We start from the raw sequence: 18,003 nt of genomic DNA, 5'->3' as shown, positions 1-18,003 counted from the left end.
TGGTGAGTCTTGCAAGAATAGCTTGTCGGATTCGGACCCTCTTCCCCTATCGACCGATGCAGTACCCTTCGGCGAAGAGAAAAAGTAGAAAGGTAGAAAGGGGGTGCTGCGCAATATCAAAACCCGCCAACCGAGCGTTTTTTGATCTTGATCGGAGAGTGTCGTGAGCTTGGATTTGACCTCTTCGATGTGCTGGATTTCTCCAAGATAACTCTGGACGATAGTTTGGATAATCTGTTCTACTAGGTAATTGAGTGAAATCCCTACGACTAGGATGATCAATACGCCAAATCCAATCTACTGCCATGGTGTCCCCCTCTGTTGGACGGGTGGATGGATCCGAGGATACAAGAGGTAGTCGGTGTTTCGAATGGGGGACGCTCATCGAAGGAGCAATCAGCGGCGGGTTAACACAATGTTTTGCCCTTCACCGACAGACCACTTAAGGGTGTTTGGAGTGATCAGCGTAAAGATTTGGGTTTCATTCGGTTTGTCTTTATCGGCAAGAATGACGAACGTGTTTTCTTGCGCCTGAATCAGGGTGTAATGCCCTGTTTTTTTGTCGGTTCCGAGACTGATGGACAGCGTGTCTTTTTTAAACGACAACTCGAGTTGAGCAACCCACTGGTTTGCTACTCCCTGCGCTTCCGGTCTGACGCCTTCGGCTTTGCTTCCTCTCCACGTCCCTTGCAGTTGAGGGACTCCTTGCTGAGTGCACGCACTCCAAAGCGCAACTAGCCCCATCGTGCACGCTAGGTGCTTGATCCGTGAGCGACAGGGGAGAGAGCGGGGGAAGAGGATACACACAGGTTCTCACCATTAGATGGAGTGGCTAAAGTGTCATAAGTGATCCATGAGCGTGTGGAGCAGCTGTGGCTTCTGCCGATAAAAGAGTAGCCATTAGCATATCATCGATCTGGCGCACTGTATAGGTATGGCCAATATAAGCTAATCGAGTGGAGTCTCTTACCAGCAGTTGTTGCTCTGGGTGTGACTGGCATCGGAGAAGAAGAAAGGCTTGTTTCACTTCGATTAGGGTTGTTTGATGGATGAGTAGATCGTCAAGCCGAGTGGGTTGAAAGTATCGTATCTGTACATCCACTACAGGAACATAATATCCTTGGGTGATCCAATAAGCATAAGTTAATCCGCGTCGACGCAACCATTCCCCTCACCCGGCTTCAAAATAAAGTAATTGATGTGATGCATGATTCCCATGGCGTCTTTTTCATGAAGACGCACGAGTAGTTGTATAGATGAGGAGGTCGTTGTACGAAGCAAAAGGGATGGCTTCATTAAGAGAATTTCTTTGGAAAGAAGCGGGAAAACAGAATCTCATTTTATTAGCGAAGAGGAAAAGACTCTTGCGCTGTTCGAGGAAGGAACGACTTCGAAAGGGGGGATCCATTGTGGTTGCCCCCCTTTTTTAGGCTTTTCTATCATGACTTCTTGAGAAAATAGACAGAATCCTCGGGCGTGGACTTCAAACCGGTTGCGTCCGGGAGCTTGGTCGGCAAAGGTAAAATATCCATTGCGATCTGTAGAGGTACGCGAGAGCTGCCCTATTCCATGGATGATCACTTCTGCTGCGTGAATCGCTATGCCACTTCGAGATTCTCGTACGCTTCCACATACAGTGGTCCCTTCTTGGAGGACGACTTCGATTTCTGATTGGGGATGGACAGGTTCGAGCGTGCGATAGACATACCCTGGAGCTTTAAAAATGATGCGCAAAGGGATCATTCCAGCCCCTTTGAGCACACTTTCTCCATATTGGTTGGTATGGGTAGCAAAGTGAGTAGACAGTGCACTGTTAAGCGATATCGCTTCGATTGCAGCATGAGCGATCGGAAAACCGCGGCTATCTTTTAAATCAATGTGGAGAGGAATTGTGTTCGAAAGCGTGGTGGCAGGTGGGGTGGTAAGCCTGTTGAATAGATCCCCTTTTTCTTTTTTGGTTTCGATGAAAAAAGGCCATGAAGGTGAGCCGTCGTGAGGAATTTCTGGAACAGGGCCTGGTATGACTCCAAGTTCCCCTTTAGGGATTTTGACAGAAAAGTGCGGGGTTGGATTGGAAGAGACGGGCGTTTGGCTCTCCTTCGTATGCAATGCAGAGAAGGTAGAGGCTTGTGCATGGGCCTTGCGTGCTCTCTCTCCAATTGGGTTGGGAGGAGGAGTAGACCATGGTTCAGTCTTTTGAGGGGTGACGCGTGTTGAATCTTCTCTCGGTAGCAAAAAAGATCTAAAAAAAAAGAAGAGACCCCCCATTGTAAAGAGCCCAGCTATCACAATTTGCCAGCCCCCTAAGGTGGCATCACGTTTCGTAAATAATGAGAACATCGTGGAAGGGGAAAAAGAGAAAGTCTTTCATTTTTTTTCTTAGTGTTATTATACTAATAATATGCCCTTCGAGTCTGCTGGAAAGTATTGTAATGCTTATTCGCAACAGACCAACGATTGTGTCTGGTTATTTTCTCAAAGCAGCACAATCCTTCTTGCCTCATTATGCAGAGGTTGAGGTTGTCCCTTCTGAAATCACTCAGATCGTGCCTTATAGTCCTCATGTCGATCTCTGTTTCGTGTTACGCAATAAGCGGCATGAGTCGGTATTTGGGATCATTCTTGAAGTGCTTCTCCGCTGCGACGAAGAGAGACGCCGTCGATGGCCTATTTGTGTTAGTGAGGCGACGGAATCTCTGAAATGTCCTGCGAGAGTACTTCTGATGGCTTTTGAGCCTCAAGTGCGTGCTTGGGCTGCGAGCGCCATTCGCGAAGACTTTGCTGAATGGGAAGCTTTTGCAAGTGCAAAGCAAGGATCATGTGGCTCGAATAACGTGATGAATTAGAATTAATAGAAGAAAAAAATCATTGGTTAGCGTTCGTCAGGTTGAAAGTCGAAGAGCGAGGAGGTGTTGAATCGACTCTGCTCTGTCTCCGCTGAGGGTAATCTCTCGCGCGGTTGGAGAAAAAAGAGCGAAGGAAAGAGCAAGGAAGGGAGGGCCTCCAAGATAAGCGAGTGCGCTCTCCCCCCACTCCACAAGAAGGATGGCCCCTTCCTTGCGGCGCTCGCGCAGCCCTAGAGAGGCGACTTCTTGTTCAAGCCGCTCAGCGGACTCGATTAGTCGATATAGATCAGCGTGAATTAGAAGTCCTCGCGCAGTCCAATATTCTTGGACAAGAGTGAAGGTGGGGCTTGGGATCCTTTGCTCTGGAGGGACACCCCATCTTCTTGCAAAAGCGCGTGCAAAAAATGTCTTTCCTGCACCCAGTGGGCCTGAGAGCAGAATGAGATCGGAAGGTTGCAGCACGTCTGCCAATGCATGCGCGAGTTGAACTGTTTTATGCTGTGAGTACAATTTTTGAGAGAACTGAGGCAGTATGTCCATAGCGTCGTGAATCGTTTTCACGGATCCGTTTATGCGGTTGACGGGGAACTCCTCGCGTTGGAAGCGGAGAACGTCCGATGCCACAACCGAGCGTAATGATAAGCTGCGAGCAGTGCGGTGGTCAGTGCGATCCATTGGCTCGTCGAGAGTTGGTAGAGGTTAGCTGGGTTGGGGTTCGAAGGATGGAGTATCCAATAGGTGAGGAAAGGGAGGATCATTGCAAGAAGACGTGCGACTGTGCGAATTTGAATCGATTCGATGCAGAGAGAGAGCCCAAAGATAAAAGCGAGAGCAAAGAGAAAGACAGATAGGGACATCCAAAGGTGGGCAGGCATCCTGGGTCCATACTCCCCTCGTTCTGCATCATCTCGCAGTTGTTCCAGCAGAAATCGGAGAAAACTGTAACTAAAAACGAAGAAGAAGAAGAGCTGCCCTCGAAATCGCACGTGCTTGTGTTGAAGGAGGAGGAGGGCGAGCAGAAGTCCACCCATCAGGGATTCATAGATTTGAGTAGGGTGAACCGGGAGCGAAGCGTTGTTTTTGAGAATTTCACTTTCAAGCGGAGTCTCTCTGAAAAGCTCAAGGTGACGAAAGAAGGCGGGTGCTCCATCTCCATGTGAAAGGGTACCAGCAGGCCAGTGCGGGAATGTTCCCAGCTTTTTTAGAAAGTCAGGGGCTTTGTCGCTCAGCGGTTTGCCGAAATCGCATCCGAATAGGTAACAACCAATGCGGGTGATCAAAAGTCCGGAGGCGAGGCTGGGAACTGCCGCATCTGCCCAGGATAATAAACTGATCTGCTGCTTTCTAAGGTAGAGCCAACTGGCGATAAATCCTCCTAAAAAACCTCCGTAAGCGACGAGCCCTCCGTGTTGAAGTGCGAAGAAATCAGAGATCGTTTCGAATTCATCCGAGTTGGTTAAAATGTAGAGTAGTCGAGCGCTTGCGATTGCGCTTGCTGCGGTGATGATAAAGCATTGGGCCATCGTTTCCTGGGGAAGGCCGTTTCGCTCTCCAAGGGTGAGGGTGAGGTACCAGCCGACGACGAAAGAAATGGACAACATCCCTCCGTAAGAATAGACAGGCAGGCTTGAGATCGAATGGCTGACAAGGCGGAAGCGATAAGCCAGCACAGAAGCTAAAGCAATTAAACCCAGGTTGCTCCATGCTTGAGCGATTTCACCTTTTTTTATCCTTAAGATAGTAGCTCCGGATAGAAAAAGAGCGAATCCTGCGAAGAGCCACCAGAGCTTGAAAGAGGAAAAAGGGAGAGGAATTCGAAAGAGAACAGGATGCATGGAAGATCTTCTCTACTGGAAAATGAAAGCAGATGCTATCTACATTGATCAAAACAAAACGAGTGGAAGGCGGTTATGTCGCGATTGGGATTTCTATGTAGCTACTCGCTTGCGGTTCTCTTGGTTTTCTCTGGAGCATGTAAAGCGAAAAAATACCCTTTGGGACCTTCGAAGAAAGGGGGTGCACTTATCGCTGATCCTCCTTTAACTGAAGCTTTTGTCGAAAGATTTGAAGTTCCTGCGGGAGGTGAAGGGGATGGAGTTGATTTTCCTCCTCCTTTTGACTTGGCGCGCGATTGGAGACAAAATGAAGAGCGTACTTGGTCTGTTAAGGAGGGATGGCTTTGTGCAGTTCATGCTAGGAATCATGGCATATGGCTTAAGCGAACTCTTCCTGCTAATGCGCGTATTGAGTTTGATGCGGTCAGCAGTTCGTCAGATGGTGATCTCAAGGTGGAGGCTTGGGGTGACGGCCGATCGGGGGCGACCTCTGTCTCTTACATGGATGCTACCAGCTATCTGTTGATTTTAGGAGGATGGAAAAACAGCCTCCATGTCCTTGCTCGCATCAATGAGCACGGAGAGGATCGAAAAGAGATTGTCGTGCGTCCTTCTTCATCTGATCTCAGGGAGCAGCCTGTGATTCCAGGAAAAGTATATCATTTTTATATTGAGCGAACGGACGGGAAAACCGTGCGATGGCAAGTCAATGGAGTTGACTTATTCGCATGGACTGACCCAGAGCCGCTTGTTGGAGATGGACACGATCATTTTGGCTTCAATGATTGGGATGCGCAGGTGTGCTTTGACAACCTGCGCATCGAGCCTCTTTGAGACGATGAGACTAAACCTTACCTTGAAGGAAGAATGCAATCACGAAGGTCAAAAGGACTAAGGATTCGATAAGAGCCAGACCTAAGATCATAGGAGTCTGAATCCGTGGTGCTGCGCCGGGGTTGCGTGAAATCCCTTCAAGCGCTGCTGCTACGGCTCGCCCTTGAGCAAAGGTTCCGCCAATGACGCCAAAGCCTACAGCGAGCCCTGCGCTAATTGCAGCCCAAGCTTTTACCTGAGGGCTGGTCCCCCCTGCTGCCATGCCTTCTGCTGCGTGAACAAATCCTGGAAAAAGAGAGAAAACAGATGCAATAATACCGAAAAATGTTGAAAATCGTCCAACTTTGTTAATCGTGGGCATCGTGAATGGCTCCTTATGATAAAAAATCTCTATGCCGGCCCGCTCTTATTCGTTTTTTCGGCGTATGGCTAGAGAAAAAGTGAAAAAAAGAAAAGCAATTGGGGGAGGAAGGTAACGCGTGTACTTTTTCCTCAATGATCTTGGTGATGTTCAGTGGCTAGGGAAATGTAAATCGAAGACAGTAGGCAGAAGACGACAACCTGAACAGTGGCATTGAGGGTTTCAAGCATCAGAAGAGGGATCGGAACAGCCACCATCACAATACCTGTCGTGATGGTCAGCAAAAGATGGCCTACTGCCATATTGAGCATCAGACGTAGAGATAGCGTGAGCGGTCGCAAACAGGTCGAGATCACCTCAAGAGGGAAAATAAGAGGTGCAAGCGCTGGGATGGGTCCTGCGAAATGTTTGAAATAGGCCATTCCGTGCTCTCGAATTCCGTAATAGTGAAATAGGATGAATACGACCAAAGCGCATCCGAAGGTGATGCTCCAAGAGCTGGTCGGAGAAGAGAAGCCAGGGATTAAGCCTATAAAATTGGAGAAAAAGATAAAGCAAGAAGCTGTTCCTATCAAAGGAAAGCAACGCTTGGCACGTTTATACCCCATCATGGACTTCATCATGTTGTAAAAAATGCTGACGAGTATCTCAAAGAACGTGCGCAGCGAGAGTGTTCCGTCAGGGATGATTCCTTGCCCCTGCGCGCGATTGAGCTGTTGCCGCGCTTTCCAAGCCAATAGAATCAGCACCAGACAGACAAACACGCTCCCTGTGATCGGCTCGAGCGAATGTCTGGATAAAGGCTTACCAAAAAGTGTGTGCCCTAGAGCCTGGACATGATGTTGCAGCGAAGGGAACTGCATCAGGAGATAATCGAAAAATGAAATATGTTCAGGCATTAGCCCAGCTCTTTCTCTTTCAACTTACAGACGGTAGGGATCAAAAGATTTTCAGAACTCTAGGTGAAAAAATACGGACTTGCCAAGAGAGAATTTCATGTATTTTTGTGATAGGATCTCTCTATTCTTGGAATCAGAGCGAGGCTGACTAAGATGGTGCAGTAACTCAGTGTAAAGAGAAAAGGGGAGACCCAGTGCCTTACGATCAAAAAACCGGTAAGAGTAAAAAGGAGAATAGTCTTGAATGTGACAAACCACAGCCACGTGTTCCGCTGTGTGGCTGTGTTAGTTTGAGTAGGTAGATCCCTCAATCCCACTGTAAGAAAGTAGGTTAGGGCCAGATTGAGAATCGCAACAAGTCCAGCGAGGATAACAGAAAACATTAGGTCCCTTCTTTGATTTCTGCGATGAATCGGGTGGAGAATGAGGATACAAAAAGAAGTGGGCGAACGCCTGTGTAGATTCCTATGATGAGGCCTACCAAGGTTAGCCAAGGGCATGTACCTAAACCCTGATCCGCCTTGTACACCAGCCAGAATCCAATCCAAATAGGATAGAAATGAGGGGTTCGATGTAAAGGGAAGTGTAGCCGTTATATTCTTGCCAGTCTTTCATATGGACTGTCTTACCAGCTAGAAAGAACTGGTCATCGATCCATTTTTGGGAGGTTTTATGAACTATCTTAAGCGATTGTCTTGGGTGCTGTGCCTATATTGGGGAGCGATGGTATCAATCGCTGGAGCGGGTGAGCGCCCTCCGTCTGAACACTCCACTGCTCGAGCAGAACCTTATCGCCTTCCCCTCCCTCCTGCTTATGAGTATGCTCCTCCTCCGATGCTGCCCCGTGCTCCGCATTACTCGATATGGGTTGGGGTCCGCCCGGCTCTCGTTGCGTACGGAGGAGCCTTTAGTCGCGATCAAGAGGATCGGCTGGAAACTACAGGTAATTTTGTCAACACTGGAGGGGGGCTCCAGATCGACATTGGGGCAAGGGTGTGGACTGGTCAGGTGGTTCCATTTCTTTTCGGAGAATATCATTGGCTTGGAGTTGGTCGTCGTTTTGAAGGGATGGCCGATGCTTCAGCGTATGATCGCGTTTTGGGAGGGGGGTTCCGTGGCGTTTTCGGAGACATCGATCGTGGCGGCCTCATTCTCGAATATTCGATCGGTCACCGTGTGGTGGGAATCAACCAATCCAATGACAAGGGCAAACTTAGTGGTTTTGAGTTCCTTCGATTTGGACTTGGTGCGGAGATTCGATTTACCGATCTATTCACTCTTTCTCCGCTGGTATCTTTCATAGCAGCTTCGATGAATCAGCAGGAGGGACAGTCCATCCAAAGTGCCCCTTATTACTATGTGCTCTCAGTTGCTTGCGGCGCTCATTTTGATCTTTTTGGGAAGTAAAACTTTAAGAATGAGAGAGGACATACGACTGCAACCAGGGAATTAATCGCTGGAGAGCTGCTCCTCGGTGACTCAGTTTCATCTTTTGGGTGAGAGATAACTCTGCGAATGTTTGCTCGGCTCCTAAAGGGGTAAACATCGGGTCGTATCCGAATCCATGCGTACCGGATGGAGTGAGCGTCACATGTCCTTCGCAGGCCCCTTCAAAGATATGGGGAGTGTGGGGCGAAGCTGGATCCACGATCGCTAAAACGCAGCGAAATCGAGCTGGGAAGAAATTGGAAGGGAGTGATGAAGGGCACTTTGCAGACAAAGCGGTCCAGAGAGTCAATCTGTTCTCAGCGTCTGAGGCATGTTCGTGAGCAAATCGGGCTGAGCGGACACCAGGTTTTCCATCCAGTGCGTCCACTTCAAGGCCTGAGTCGTCTGCAAGAGTGATGATCTGCCCCTTTTCTGCGATCAATCGAGCTTTTTGGATAGCATTTTCAGAGAAAGTATTCTCTTTTTCTTCTACTATCAGTGAATGCGTGGAAGGGTGCTCAGTAAAGGGGAGCAGCGTGAGGGGGAGCTGTGCAAAGATGTGATTGAATTCACGCAGCTTATGCTGATTGGACGAGGCGACTAGCAGGGTGAGCGACATGGATTCAGGAGTAAATCAGTAGAGCTTCCAGATCTGCATTGGCAGAAGCGAGAATCTGGTTTTGAATTTGTGCGAGAGATTGATTCCCTCGGATTGCGAGGGAAAGCATCTCATCAAAATCGGATCGAGGGATCGGAATTCCTTCAGCTGCACCTTGGACCTCTACGAGGTTTCCTTTTGCGCTGGACACTACATTGAGATCAACCTGTGCCTCTTTGTCTTCTACATAAGTTAAGTCAAGTGCTGCTCCTAGTCCGTCGAGGTGGCCGACACTGATTGCACAGATTTGCTCACGCAGTAAAGGGGTTGGAAGAAGACCTTCTTGGCGTTTTTTAAACAATGCTAGCGCGAGTGCGATAAATCCTGCTGTGATCGAAGCAGTGCGGGTCCCTCCATCCGCTTCGAGTACGTCACAATCGACCGTAATCGTATATGGACCAAGTTTCGTTAGATCAAGTGCTGCCCGCAGCGATCGCCCTATCAATCGTTGAATTTCTTGTGTTCGCCCGGTGATCCCGATGCGTCGCCCTTCTCTTTCCTGGCGCTTGAGATGGGCTCGGGGATGCATTTGGTATTCTGCAGTCAGCCAACCACTTTTGGACCCTTCTAAGAACGGAGGCACTTTCTCTTCGAAGGATATCGTACACAGAAGGGTAGTCCCTCCTGCTCGATAGAGGATAGAGCCTTCAGCAAGATGGTGAAAGTGAGGAATTGCCTCTACTGTTCGTAGAACATCGAGAGAGCGACCATCCGCTCGCATTTTTTGCTCCTTTCTCATTGAGTTAGTGGATTTCTTAACAGTAACTGAAGGTGATCTTGTGATTGCAAATCGAGAAGGCGTCCCCTTCAAAAATTTGTTTCTTTTGAATGTGTTTCCCTTGATGCTCGATCCCATTAGTCGAATTCATATCCGTTAGAAAATAAGCTCCATCGCGGGACTCAATCATCGCGTGTTGCCGCGATACATTGGGATCTCTGATGACCAAGTCGACAGCTTGTTTCCCTCGACCAATGATGAAAGGGGTTTTTGAGACGACGGTTTTCTCCCCTTCATAGATGATTTTTAGAGCTGGCAGAGGAGTTGTGATGGATAGAGGGTGAAGTGGAGAGGAGAGGGCAGAGTCGGGTTGGATAGGTTGAGTGACAGCGAGAGAAGACTCCGGTGCTACTGGAGGGGCTTGGGAGGAAGAAGAGGATAGGGGAGGGGAACTCGAAACTGGGTCTCGTACCGAAGGTACAGCTTGTTGAAAAGGGAGTGTTACGGGTATGTGGGGAACTGCTAGAGTAGAAGGGGAGATAGATGGGAGATTTTGTTCGGAATCTGTTGTTAAATCGTGAGAAGTGGGGATAATAGTGGAGGGAGGACAAGCGCCCGATTGTCCCAAGCCGGACGTTGCAGGATTCCGTTTTTCATCCCTCTGCTTCAGATATTGTTTCATTGCCTCATTGATCAGATAGTCAGGGCTGCATTGAAGCTCTGAAGCCATTTGTTGGAAGGCTTCCCACAGTGCGTCGCGGCATTGAAACGTCCGAGCACTTTTGGGGAAGAGGGACGTTTTCATTTTTCTTTGTGAGTGAGTGTATCAGGAGCAATCGAGGGTACGATGCAATACCGTACAAAATCCCCTACTGTACTGAGAGGCTTTGCCTCTGTCTCTTCCGAACCGGGTTTTGGTATTTCACAAACCCACCCGCACTCATCAGCAGGACCGCACTTGGGGAGAGGATCTCGTTTTTCTCCGTAGGGTTGTAGGATAGAAAGATCACTCTTCTTGCCATGGTAGAAAAAGCCCATCGCAGTTAGTTTTGCGCCGAGGGAATGGTCATTCATATGAGCGAGGACAATATCGCGAGGTGTTGCTGCATGTGGGACTGCTTCCATCTTCGCGATGGCTGCTCCGTAAGTCAGAGGCTCACTCATGCCGATTTTCGTTGAGGCACTCACAGGTAACTTGTTGAAGAATTCAGGCAACTCTGAAACTGAAATGCTCTTCAGAATGAGAGACCCAGCTAGCCAGCGCAATTTCCAATTCTTCATGGGGAAGAAATCACTGTAGAGGCGTGGTACAATCATTTCTTTGGGGAATTCACCTAGACGGACGAACGCTAGATCACGCACTGCATCTGGAGTACTGTCTGCTTTTGCGATCTCAAACAACTGATTCGCATCTGTTGCGTAGTTTTTGTCGATGTGTCCTTCTAGGGCAGCCAATGCCGCTTTGCGGCGCTCCTCAGGTTTTTTGGAATCTGCTGCGTACTTGAGCGTGTATTCAATGACAGATCGGCCTCCTAACCGTTTCATTGCGCTGAAGATGCGAGTCGTTTCCTGATCTTGGTATTTTGTTAACTGCTGCTTGAGCTGCTCTGGGGTTGCATGGACTTTTGCTTGTTCATTGGCCTGTTGCACAATAGGAGTTTGTTTGGTGAGCCACTGATCGGATTCGATCGATTCTTCGAGACGAACCAGCGCAGCCGATGCCTTTGCTTTCACATCTGGAGTCCCGTGATCAGCGATAAGGCTGATAACTCGTTCTATCTTGGTGCACTCTTCGTTGATCAGATCCGGCAGCTTGTTCACTGCGTCGGAGCCGAGTGACCGCACCATTTGTTCCATCCCAAACTGCTGTGGCTTATTCTCTCGGTTTTCAAAATCCGTTTGGATCCATCGGATGAGGGCATTGCGAAGCTGTTTTTGAGTCTCTTCATCCAACGTGAATGCAGGATCGTGGGATAATAGAGCAAAGGCTGCATCTTTGAAGGAGATAGACGGATCGATTGTGGCTCCTTCTTTATTAGGAGGAGGAGGGGGTTGCAGAATAATATAGTGGACCAATTCAGGTGTCATATCCGCGATAATTCTGGTTTGTGTAGCAGGGGGAAGGGGGAGTAACGTGGAAAGCAGCAGATCAAGTCCAATGCGTCTTCCTCCTCTTGGCTCCATCCGCACTAAAGAAAAGGCTGCCTCCTTGCGTAATTCCCAATTATATTTATCGTGGGCAACCACAGCAGCTAACTTGTCAGGGCCTCGTTCTGTTTTTTCCCAACGATGAATATCATTCTTGTTAACGGCACAACCTCCCATGATGAGTAATGCAATGCAGAGAAAAGAAGATCGAAACTTTCTTCTGTTTCTGTGTCCAGAAAGGTTCAATGCATATGAAAAATGAGAAAAAACGTTCTTTGTTAGCCTTGACTGCTCACCCATGTGCTTTCCTATCGGTCTCAGGTTATCTTGAGAGCAATGCTCCTTGCTAAGGTCTATCACTCTAGTAAAGCATATCGAATATGTCATACTTGATTGATAAGGATAAGGATCCATTTTCACACACATCCATGGTATGCTTTTTTGGTTTGCGAACCAAGCTTTTTGAACGAGAATGAGTAATGAGTGGTTCTTCTTCTCCTCCCCCGAACGCCCATAGCCCTTCGATTGTAGGGAAAGGAGCTCGCGCCTACGGGTTAAGCAGAGAGATCACCGCCCTCTTTTTGTGGACTTCTTCTCTTTTCCTCCTCTTGGCTTTGGCATCTTATGAAGAGGGGGTCGAGAAAAACTGGGTAGGTCCTGTAGGGAGAGAGTGTGCCGACGCTCTTGTTCTGTTGCTGGGAGTGGTGGCCTGGGCTGCTCCGGTAGAGCTAGCTATTTTTGCTTTTCCACTGTTTCGTGGTCAGAATACGAGGCCTATCACGCCTCGTCTTGCTGGGGATTTGGTGATTGCTCTTATTTTGGGTGCTCTTCTCCAAGTGAGTGATACGGGACTTACTTTTTTCGGTGCACAGAATATTTCGGGTGCTTTAGGTGAACTATTGGGAGAGTGGATTCGCTCTCTTTTTTCAACCGCCGGTTCTTTTCTGATCGGCTTTTCCATTATCGGTTTTATTTTAGTCGGTCGCGCTTCTTTCTCATTTATCGCATTCGTCCGGTTGATCTGGATTTGTATTGCGAAAGGGGGGCGTGTCCTATGGATGGCTGTCAAGTGTTTCATTCGTCTTGGGAAGGATGCGATAGGTTCACACGGTTCGAATGCAAAGCCCCTTTCTGCCTCACCGCCCTCTTCCCTCTTAAATGTGGATAAATACCAGCAAGATGGAGAAAAAGAACATCGAGGTGAAAAGGAAGAAATGCTGTTGCTTGGAGAGCTCGATCAGGAACAGGAACTCGATTTGGGGCTGGCATGTGGAGTCAGCGAAGCCCTTGCTGAGGCTGCGATTCAGGGAGTGTCTTACCCTTCTCCTGTGGTTTACTCCGATGAGGCAGGTCCTCTTATAACATTTCATCAAGAAGAAGGGGGGCTCGAACACCAGCTCGAAGAGGTTGACCTAAAGCCTATTGAGGAGAAAGAGGAGATGGAGACTCCGTGTCATCAAAGTCAGGGGGGTGAAGAAATTAACACCCAAGAAGAGCCCTTTGATAACCGGAAGATGACTTGTGGGCTTGAGGAGAGGCTTGCTCATTCTCTCACAGCAAATGCGTTTAAACAGACTTCCAAAAGAAAACGGGAAGTTCAAGCTCCTGTTTATACCTTTCCTCCTCTTTCCTTGTTGACCCCTTCCAGGGCGGACTCTGCCCTTAATCTCGATAAAGAAGCCTTTTTGAAGAATGCATCACTTCTTGTGAAAACGCTTGGTGACTATGGCGTGCAGGGAAAGGTAGAAGATATCCTTCCTGGGCCTACTGTAACCACATATGAAGTCTCCCCTGCGGCAGGGACGAAAGTCTCCAAAGTGGCATCCTTGGCGGATGACCTGGCGCTTGCGCTTGCGCGTAAAGTTCGTATTGTGGCCCCTATACCAGGGAAGAATCGGATCGGATTTGAACTCCCCAACGATCGCCGCATTCCTGTTCATTTGCGGGATTTGATTGAAGACAACCGGTTCTATATGCTTGAAGCTGCACTCCCTATTGTCTTGGGCCGCGATATTCTGGGGACTCCTGTTTATGCCGATCTCGCAACGATGCCTCACGTTATTGTTGCCGGTGCTACTGGGGCGGGTAAGAGCGTGGGGCTTAATGTGATGCTCACGTCTTTGTTGTATCGGAAGAAGCCGGACGAATTGAAGTTGCTCTTGATCGATCCAAAAGTTGTGGAATTGGCTCCATTTGATCGGGTTCCTCATATGTTGCTACCTGTGGTGACAGATATGAAGCAAGCAGCGACCGCCCTCAAGTGGGCTGTGGATGAGATGGAGAGAAGGTATCAGCTATTCGCTGATGCAGGGACTCGAAATTTAGGGACCTACAATGAGTCGGTAGATCGTGTTAGGCAAAAGGGAGATCAGTTTTCTTCGGATGTGAAGGGATCGGTTGATAATCCGTCCCAATTGCGCTCTTCTCCACTACAGAAGCTCCCCCTTATCGTTGTGGTCGTTGATGAATTTGCTGATCTCATCATGCAACAGGGGAAGGAAGTAGAAGCGGCTATTGCTCGATTGGCTCAAAAAGCCCGCGCAGCAGGTATGCATGTGATTTTAGCGACTCAGCGACCCAGTGTGGATGTGATCACAGGGATGATCAAAGCTAACTTTCCTACCCGTATCGCCTATCGGGTTGCTCAAAAGGTCGACTCACGCACGATTCTCGATGAGCAGGGGGCTGAGCACTTATTGGGGCGTGGGGATATGCTCATCAAGCTGAATGGCACGAATGACATGAAGCGTGTTCAATGCCCTTGGGTCAGTGAAGAAGAAGTGCGGCAAGTGACGGACTTCTTGCGGTCTCATGGGGAGCCTGTGTATGACGAGAGCATTTTACAGGCTCATGGAGAAGAGGAAGAGATTGAAGATAGTGAATTTAGCCAGGAAGACCTTGTTCTGTATGAGGATGCGCTGAGGGTTGTGAAAGAGACAAAGCGTTGTTCTGCCTCCTGGCTACAGCGAAAGTTGGGGTTGGGGTACAACCGAGCGGCTAAAATCGTGGATAGAATGGAGCGTCAAGGTCTCGTGGGTCCCCCGAATGGTTCCAAAGACCGAGAAATTTTTATTGTTGCATGAATAACAGTGGAGTACTTCTCCTATCTATTGAAGAGAATCCGTAAAATCTTTATTCTTATTTGCTACTTTGGTTGAAAATAGAAAAAGTGAATAAAGCAGATTGTCGTGTCTATACATTGACAAAACGAGAACTACACTTCACTTAAACAAGAGTCGCTTGCAAGCAGATATCATGTGTTGTAGTGCATGCACAGGTAAAAATAAAAGAAAGAGTAAGGATATATGCAACCATCGATGGTGGAAAATTCCAATGGAGGCTCTCAGTTAATCCCAGCTATTCTCGATGAAAAGATCCGTTATCAGCTTATTCAAGTGGTTATTTCGCTTCTTCAATGTGACATTCCTGAGGGGGTTCGGGCTTCTGCTCTGACGTTAGTGGGTTGGTTAGGGGGACGGCTACCTGGAGAGTCAGCGCATACCCTCGGTGTGGCAGAAGCTCGGGCCGTATACTATCAGCGAGAAAAGGAAATGATGTGGTCTCCTTTCAATGAGGAAGTCCTCTCTCTATGAGCTATGAGGGCGAGTCTTTTGATGAGTTGGTGGATAGAGCAAGATAATGTTGATGGTTGAGTTACTTTGCTGCTTTTTTGCTTTTTCCGAGAGGAGCGAAACATGAGCAAAAAGAGGTTTTTGTGCCACGTCACGTAGGGGTTTCCCCCTCTTTTATATGAGGAGCGCATATAAATGGACATCAAGATTGCGGTGGATCGAACTAACCCTCATGAGATCGTAGCAGATGTGAGGGTGATAGGAGTCTATTCAGAAAAAGATGAGAAACTTACAGAGAACGAGTGGATTGCTGCTCTCAATCACCAATGGAATGGTGGGCTGCTTGATGCAGCTGTTCGTGAGGACTTTGTTGGGCGAAAAGAGCAGTCTTTGGCCCTGACCAGCATAGAGGAGGGGAAAGTTGTTCATACTATTTTGCATGGGTTGGGGAGTCGAGCTGTGTTCCAGCAATCAGATGCGAGAACCTTTGGAATCAAGGCTGCTTCTCGTGCGAATCAGCTGAAAGCAGAGCAGATGGTGATAGGGCTTCCCGAAGGGTGGGAAGAGCATGCGCGACAGATCGGGGAAGGAGTTGCGCTTGGAGCGTATCGTTTTACGAAGTATTTGTCAGAAGCACATCCTCTGCAAAAGAAACTTAAAAAAGTGACTTTAGTGTCCCTTGCATCAGTTGGCAACAAAGTGAAAGACCAGCTTAAACTGGGACACAAAATAGGTTCTTCTATCAACATTAGCCGGGATCTGGCGAATGAACCTCCAAATGTAATGACCCCTATCGGCTTGGCCGCTGCTGCGAAAAAGATGGCGAAGGCATGTGGTCTAAAGATTCATGTTTTTGACTTTGACGAAATCGTGCGCCGAGGCATGAAACTCATCCAGGCGGTGGGACAAGGGAGTGTGCACGAGCCTAGATTTGTCCATATGATTTATAAGCCCTCAGGAAAACCTAAGAAAAAAGTAGCTTGTGTGGGCAAGGGAGTTACTTTTGATGCAGGGGGTATTTCAATTAAGCCTGCGGTAGGTATGCATGCAATGAAGGCGGATATGTCTGGGGCGGGCAATGTGGTGGGACTGATGTCTGCAGTAGCGGCACTCCAGCTGAAAATAGAAGTTCATGGAATTATGGTTTGTGGTGAGAATTTGCCTGATGGCGGTGCCTATCGACCAGGAGATATATGGGGCTCTCTCGATGGGAAGACAGTTGAAATTCTCAATACGGACGCGGAAGGAAGGCTACTGTTAGCCGATGCTTTGGCTTATGCGCGCTCTCTTAAACCGGATCTGCTGATTGATAATGCGACGTTAACGGGTGCATGTGTTGTTGCTTTAGGGCAGACATGTTCTGCATTTTACGCGAGCCACGATCAATTGGCTGATCAGTTCAAAGAGTCAATTCGCATCTCTGGAGAACAGATCTGGCGCATGCCTCTGCTTGAGGACTTAGAGGAACAAATTAAGAGTGATGTGGCCGATATTAAACAAGTGGGTGAGCGTTATGGAGGGTCGATTACGGCAGCTCTTTTCCTTCGTGAGTTTATCGGTGACGTGAAAGATTGGATCCACGTTGACCTGGCTGGTCCTGCTTTTTTGGATAGAGGGTTGGGAGGATTTCCAAAGGGTGCAACGGGACACGGTATTTTGACTTTTCTTGCCTTTCTCGAGTCGCTAGCAATGAAGTGCGATGGAGCCACTCAATCTTCTTGAGCAGAAGCTCAGTCGGTTGGTAGGGAGAGCCATCGCAGACTTTGAGATGTTGGCAGAGGGGGATTGCGTTATGGTTGCCGTCAGTGGGGGAAAAGACAGCTATACACTTCTTCATTTACTTCGTAGATTGCAGGAAAAGGCGCCGATTCGATTTGAATTAAAGGTTGTTAATCTCGATCAGGGCCATCCAGGGTATCCCGCTCATCTCCTCCGTGATTACATGAAAAAGGAGGGATATGAGTTCTATGGGATTCAAGAAGATACTTATTCAATTGTGAAGGAACAGATCCCGGAAGGGAAAACCTGCTGTTCTCTTTGCTCTCGTTTGCGACGAGGGATTCTCTATCGGGTTGCAAACGAGCTCGGTTGTACGAAAATTGCACTTGGTCATCATCGCGATGATATACTGCAGACCTTTTTCCTCAATTTATTTTTTGCAGGTCAACTAGCTGCAATGCCTCCCAAGCTTCTCAATCAAAAGGGAGAGCAGATAGTGATCCGTCCTCTTACCTATTGTTCGGAAGAGATGATCCGTCAATTCAGCGAGCGTATGAATTTCCCTATTCTTCCGTGTGATCTTTGCGGTATGCAATCTAATCTTCGACGTAAGGTTGTGGGGAATATGATCCGCGAGTGGGAGGAACAAAATCCTGGCATCCAATCGGTTATGTTTGCAGCTTTGCAGAATGTGCAACCCACTCACCTGCTTGACAAAAAGCTTTGGAATGCTTTAAATTTTAAGCTAGAGGGAAGTAAGCAACTGCAGGAAGAATGCAATTCTTCTCTGATTCCAGTGCAGCGGCTTTTCCCTTGAAATCACGTTTTTGTGGATGTTTGCGAAATATCTGTGATCGATACAAGAAAAGAGTTGACACCTGATAGGATAGATGTTTATAGATAAAAAAATAAAGCAGCGGGGAGTTGCTTGGGAAGACTAAGTAATGAAAGCCGCCTCGATCCTTGAAAACTAAATCGTACGTAC

The 18,003-nt window shown here is 48.1% G+C and carries 18 protein-coding genes; 7 read left to right on the top strand and 11 right to left on the bottom strand.

Translation table 11 applies throughout. From position 1 onward, the window contains the following. Positions 1-396 precede the first annotated feature (396 nt). From BCY86_RS07935 to BCY86_RS07925, 3 genes are all read right to left on the bottom strand, one after another. Positions 397-807, bottom strand: coding sequence for a hypothetical protein (locus BCY86_RS07935; RefSeq protein WP_156865166.1), 411 nt, complete (start codon positions 805-807; stop codon positions 397-399). 25 nt (positions 808-832) lie between these two features. Then, complete coding sequence (locus BCY86_RS07930) at positions 833-1,162, bottom strand: acyl-CoA thioesterase family protein (RefSeq protein WP_075277244.1); 330 nt, start codon at positions 1,160-1,162, stop codon at positions 833-835. A gap of 173 nt (positions 1,163-1,335) precedes the next feature. Then, positions 1,336-2,289: a carboxypeptidase-like regulatory domain-containing protein gene (locus BCY86_RS07925; RefSeq protein WP_172824839.1), complete on the bottom strand. Its 954-nt coding sequence runs from the start codon at positions 2,287-2,289 to the stop codon at positions 1,336-1,338. A gap of 143 nt (positions 2,290-2,432) precedes the next feature. On the opposite strand from BCY86_RS07925, the gene BCY86_RS07920 reads away from it, so the two are divergent. Continuing rightward, complete coding sequence (locus tag BCY86_RS07920; protein WP_075277242.1) at positions 2,433-2,846, top strand: hypothetical protein; 414 nt, start codon at positions 2,433-2,435, stop codon at positions 2,844-2,846. 36 nt (positions 2,847-2,882) lie between these two features. Here BCY86_RS07920 and tsaE read toward each other — a convergent pair whose 3' ends face one another. Both tsaE and BCY86_RS07910 read right to left on the bottom strand, forming a co-directional pair. Beyond that, positions 2,883-3,407, bottom strand: coding sequence for a tRNA (adenosine(37)-N6)-threonylcarbamoyltransferase complex ATPase subunit type 1 TsaE (gene tsaE / locus BCY86_RS07915; RefSeq protein WP_075277241.1), 525 nt, complete (start codon positions 3,405-3,407; stop codon positions 2,883-2,885). Positions 3,408-3,415: 8 nt separating this feature from the next. After that, positions 3,416-4,681 (bottom strand): prolipoprotein diacylglyceryl transferase, encoded by a 1,266-nt coding sequence (locus BCY86_RS07910; protein WP_075277240.1) that lies wholly within the window; start codon positions 4,679-4,681, stop codon positions 3,416-3,418. Between the two features lie 75 nt (positions 4,682-4,756). Here BCY86_RS07910 and BCY86_RS07905 point away from each other — a divergent pair, with 75 nt between their 5' ends. Beyond that, positions 4,757-5,515, top strand: coding sequence for a hypothetical protein (locus BCY86_RS07905; protein WP_075277239.1), 759 nt, complete (start codon positions 4,757-4,759; stop codon positions 5,513-5,515). Between the two features lie 10 nt (positions 5,516-5,525). On the opposite strand, the gene BCY86_RS07900 is transcribed toward BCY86_RS07905, so the two are convergent. Beyond that, on the bottom strand, positions 5,526-5,876 hold the full coding sequence (locus tag BCY86_RS07900; protein WP_075277238.1) for an ATP synthase F0 subunit C: 351 nt from the start codon (positions 5,874-5,876) through the stop codon (positions 5,526-5,528). 131 nt (positions 5,877-6,007) lie between these two features. Further along, positions 6,008-6,775, bottom strand: coding sequence for a F0F1 ATP synthase subunit A (atpB, locus tag BCY86_RS07895; protein ID WP_075277237.1), 768 nt, complete (start codon positions 6,773-6,775; stop codon positions 6,008-6,010). Between the two features lie 723 nt (positions 6,776-7,498). Between atpB and BCY86_RS07885 the strand changes: the two genes are divergently transcribed. Next, positions 7,499-8,182, top strand: a complete 684-nt coding sequence (locus BCY86_RS07885) for a hypothetical protein (protein WP_156865165.1) — start codon at positions 7,499-7,501, stop codon at positions 8,180-8,182. A 4-nt stretch (positions 8,183-8,186) separates the two neighbouring features. Here BCY86_RS07885 and BCY86_RS07880 read toward each other — a convergent pair whose 3' ends face one another. From BCY86_RS07880 to BCY86_RS07865, 4 genes are read right to left on the bottom strand one after another with little or no spacing between them, the layout of a single operon-like run. Next, positions 8,187-8,822 (bottom strand): non-canonical purine NTP pyrophosphatase, encoded by a 636-nt coding sequence (locus BCY86_RS07880; RefSeq protein ID WP_075277234.1) that lies wholly within the window; start codon positions 8,820-8,822, stop codon positions 8,187-8,189. A 4-nt stretch (positions 8,823-8,826) separates the two neighbouring features. Next, positions 8,827-9,582 carry a ribonuclease PH gene (gene rph, locus BCY86_RS07875; RefSeq protein ID WP_083604277.1) on the bottom strand — a complete coding sequence of 252 codons (756 nt, stop codon included), beginning with the start codon at positions 9,580-9,582 and terminating at the stop codon, positions 8,827-8,829. Between the two features lie 34 nt (positions 9,583-9,616). Next, on the bottom strand, positions 9,617-10,384 hold the full coding sequence (locus tag BCY86_RS07870; RefSeq protein WP_075277232.1) for an FHA domain-containing protein: 768 nt from the start codon (positions 10,382-10,384) through the stop codon (positions 9,617-9,619). Then, positions 10,381-11,904 carry a hypothetical protein gene (locus tag BCY86_RS07865; RefSeq protein ID WP_156865164.1) on the bottom strand — a complete coding sequence of 508 codons (1,524 nt, stop codon included), beginning with the start codon at positions 11,902-11,904 and terminating at the stop codon, positions 10,381-10,383. The genes BCY86_RS07870 and BCY86_RS07865 overlap by 4 nt, the downstream gene beginning before the upstream one ends. A 302-nt stretch (positions 11,905-12,206) precedes the next feature. On the opposite strand from BCY86_RS07865, the gene BCY86_RS07860 reads away from it, so the two are divergent. The 4 genes from BCY86_RS07860 (at position 12,207) to ttcA (ending at position 17,835) form a co-directional block, all read left to right on the top strand. Further along, positions 12,207-14,810 carry an FtsK/SpoIIIE family DNA translocase gene (locus tag BCY86_RS07860; RefSeq protein ID WP_075277230.1) on the top strand — a complete coding sequence of 868 codons (2,604 nt, stop codon included), beginning with the start codon at positions 12,207-12,209 and terminating at the stop codon, positions 14,808-14,810. Positions 14,811-15,032: 222 nt separating this feature from the next. Beyond that, complete coding sequence (locus tag BCY86_RS07855) at positions 15,033-15,320, top strand: hypothetical protein (RefSeq protein WP_075277229.1); 288 nt, start codon at positions 15,033-15,035, stop codon at positions 15,318-15,320. A gap of 174 nt (positions 15,321-15,494) precedes the next feature. Then, complete coding sequence (locus BCY86_RS07850; protein WP_075277228.1) at positions 15,495-17,021, top strand: leucyl aminopeptidase; 1,527 nt, start codon at positions 15,495-15,497, stop codon at positions 17,019-17,021. Next, on the top strand, positions 16,999-17,835 hold the full coding sequence (gene ttcA / locus BCY86_RS07845) for a tRNA 2-thiocytidine(32) synthetase TtcA (RefSeq protein WP_075277227.1): 837 nt from the start codon (positions 16,999-17,001) through the stop codon (positions 17,833-17,835). The genes BCY86_RS07850 and ttcA overlap by 23 nt, the downstream gene beginning before the upstream one ends. The last annotated feature ends 168 nt before the right edge of the window (positions 17,836-18,003 follow it).

The sequence above is a fragment of the Pajaroellobacter abortibovis genome, assembly GCF_001931505.1.
Taxonomy (GTDB): domain Bacteria; phylum Myxococcota_A; class Polyangia; order Polyangiales; family Polyangiaceae; genus Pajaroellobacter; species Pajaroellobacter abortibovis.
Note: the sequence above shows the minus strand (reverse complement) of the source record. Positions and strands in the feature narration are given on the sequence as shown.

What these genes read in the sequence shown, in the direction of transcription:
- BCY86_RS07865 (WP_156865164.1), bottom strand. Translation starts at nt 11,904, where the DNA reads ATGGGAGGTTGTGCCGTTAACAAGAATGATATTCATCGTTGGGAAAAA.
- BCY86_RS07920 (WP_075277242.1), top strand. Translation starts at nt 2,433, where the DNA reads ATGCTTATTCGCAACAGACCAACGATTGTGTCTGGTTATTTTCTCAAA.
- BCY86_RS07870 (WP_075277232.1), bottom strand. Translation starts at nt 10,384, where the DNA reads ATGAAAACGTCCCTCTTCCCCAAAAGTGCTCGGACGTTTCAATGCCGC.
- BCY86_RS07880 (WP_075277234.1), bottom strand. Translation starts at nt 8,822, where the DNA reads ATGTCGCTCACCCTGCTAGTCGCCTCGTCCAATCAGCATAAGCTGCGT.
- BCY86_RS07860 (WP_075277230.1), top strand. Translation starts at nt 12,207, where the DNA reads ATGAGTGGTTCTTCTTCTCCTCCCCCGAACGCCCATAGCCCTTCGATT.
- BCY86_RS07910 (WP_075277240.1), bottom strand. Translation starts at nt 4,681, where the DNA reads ATGCATCCTGTTCTCTTTCGAATTCCTCTCCCTTTTTCCTCTTTCAAG.
- BCY86_RS07855 (WP_075277229.1), top strand. Translation starts at nt 15,033, where the DNA reads ATGCAACCATCGATGGTGGAAAATTCCAATGGAGGCTCTCAGTTAATC.
- BCY86_RS07905 (WP_075277239.1), top strand. Translation starts at nt 4,757, where the DNA reads ATGTCGCGATTGGGATTTCTATGTAGCTACTCGCTTGCGGTTCTCTTG.
- rph (WP_083604277.1), bottom strand. Translation starts at nt 9,582, where the DNA reads ATGCGAGCGGATGGTCGCTCTCTCGATGTTCTACGAACAGTAGAGGCA.
- BCY86_RS07900 (WP_075277238.1), bottom strand. Translation starts at nt 5,876, where the DNA reads ATGCCCACGATTAACAAAGTTGGACGATTTTCAACATTTTTCGGTATT.
- ttcA (WP_075277227.1), top strand. Translation starts at nt 16,999, where the DNA reads ATGGAGCCACTCAATCTTCTTGAGCAGAAGCTCAGTCGGTTGGTAGGG.
- atpB (WP_075277237.1), bottom strand. Translation starts at nt 6,775, where the DNA reads ATGCCTGAACATATTTCATTTTTCGATTATCTCCTGATGCAGTTCCCT.
- BCY86_RS07885 (WP_156865165.1), top strand. Translation starts at nt 7,499, where the DNA reads ATGGTATCAATCGCTGGAGCGGGTGAGCGCCCTCCGTCTGAACACTCC.
- BCY86_RS07850 (WP_075277228.1), top strand. Translation starts at nt 15,495, where the DNA reads ATGGACATCAAGATTGCGGTGGATCGAACTAACCCTCATGAGATCGTA.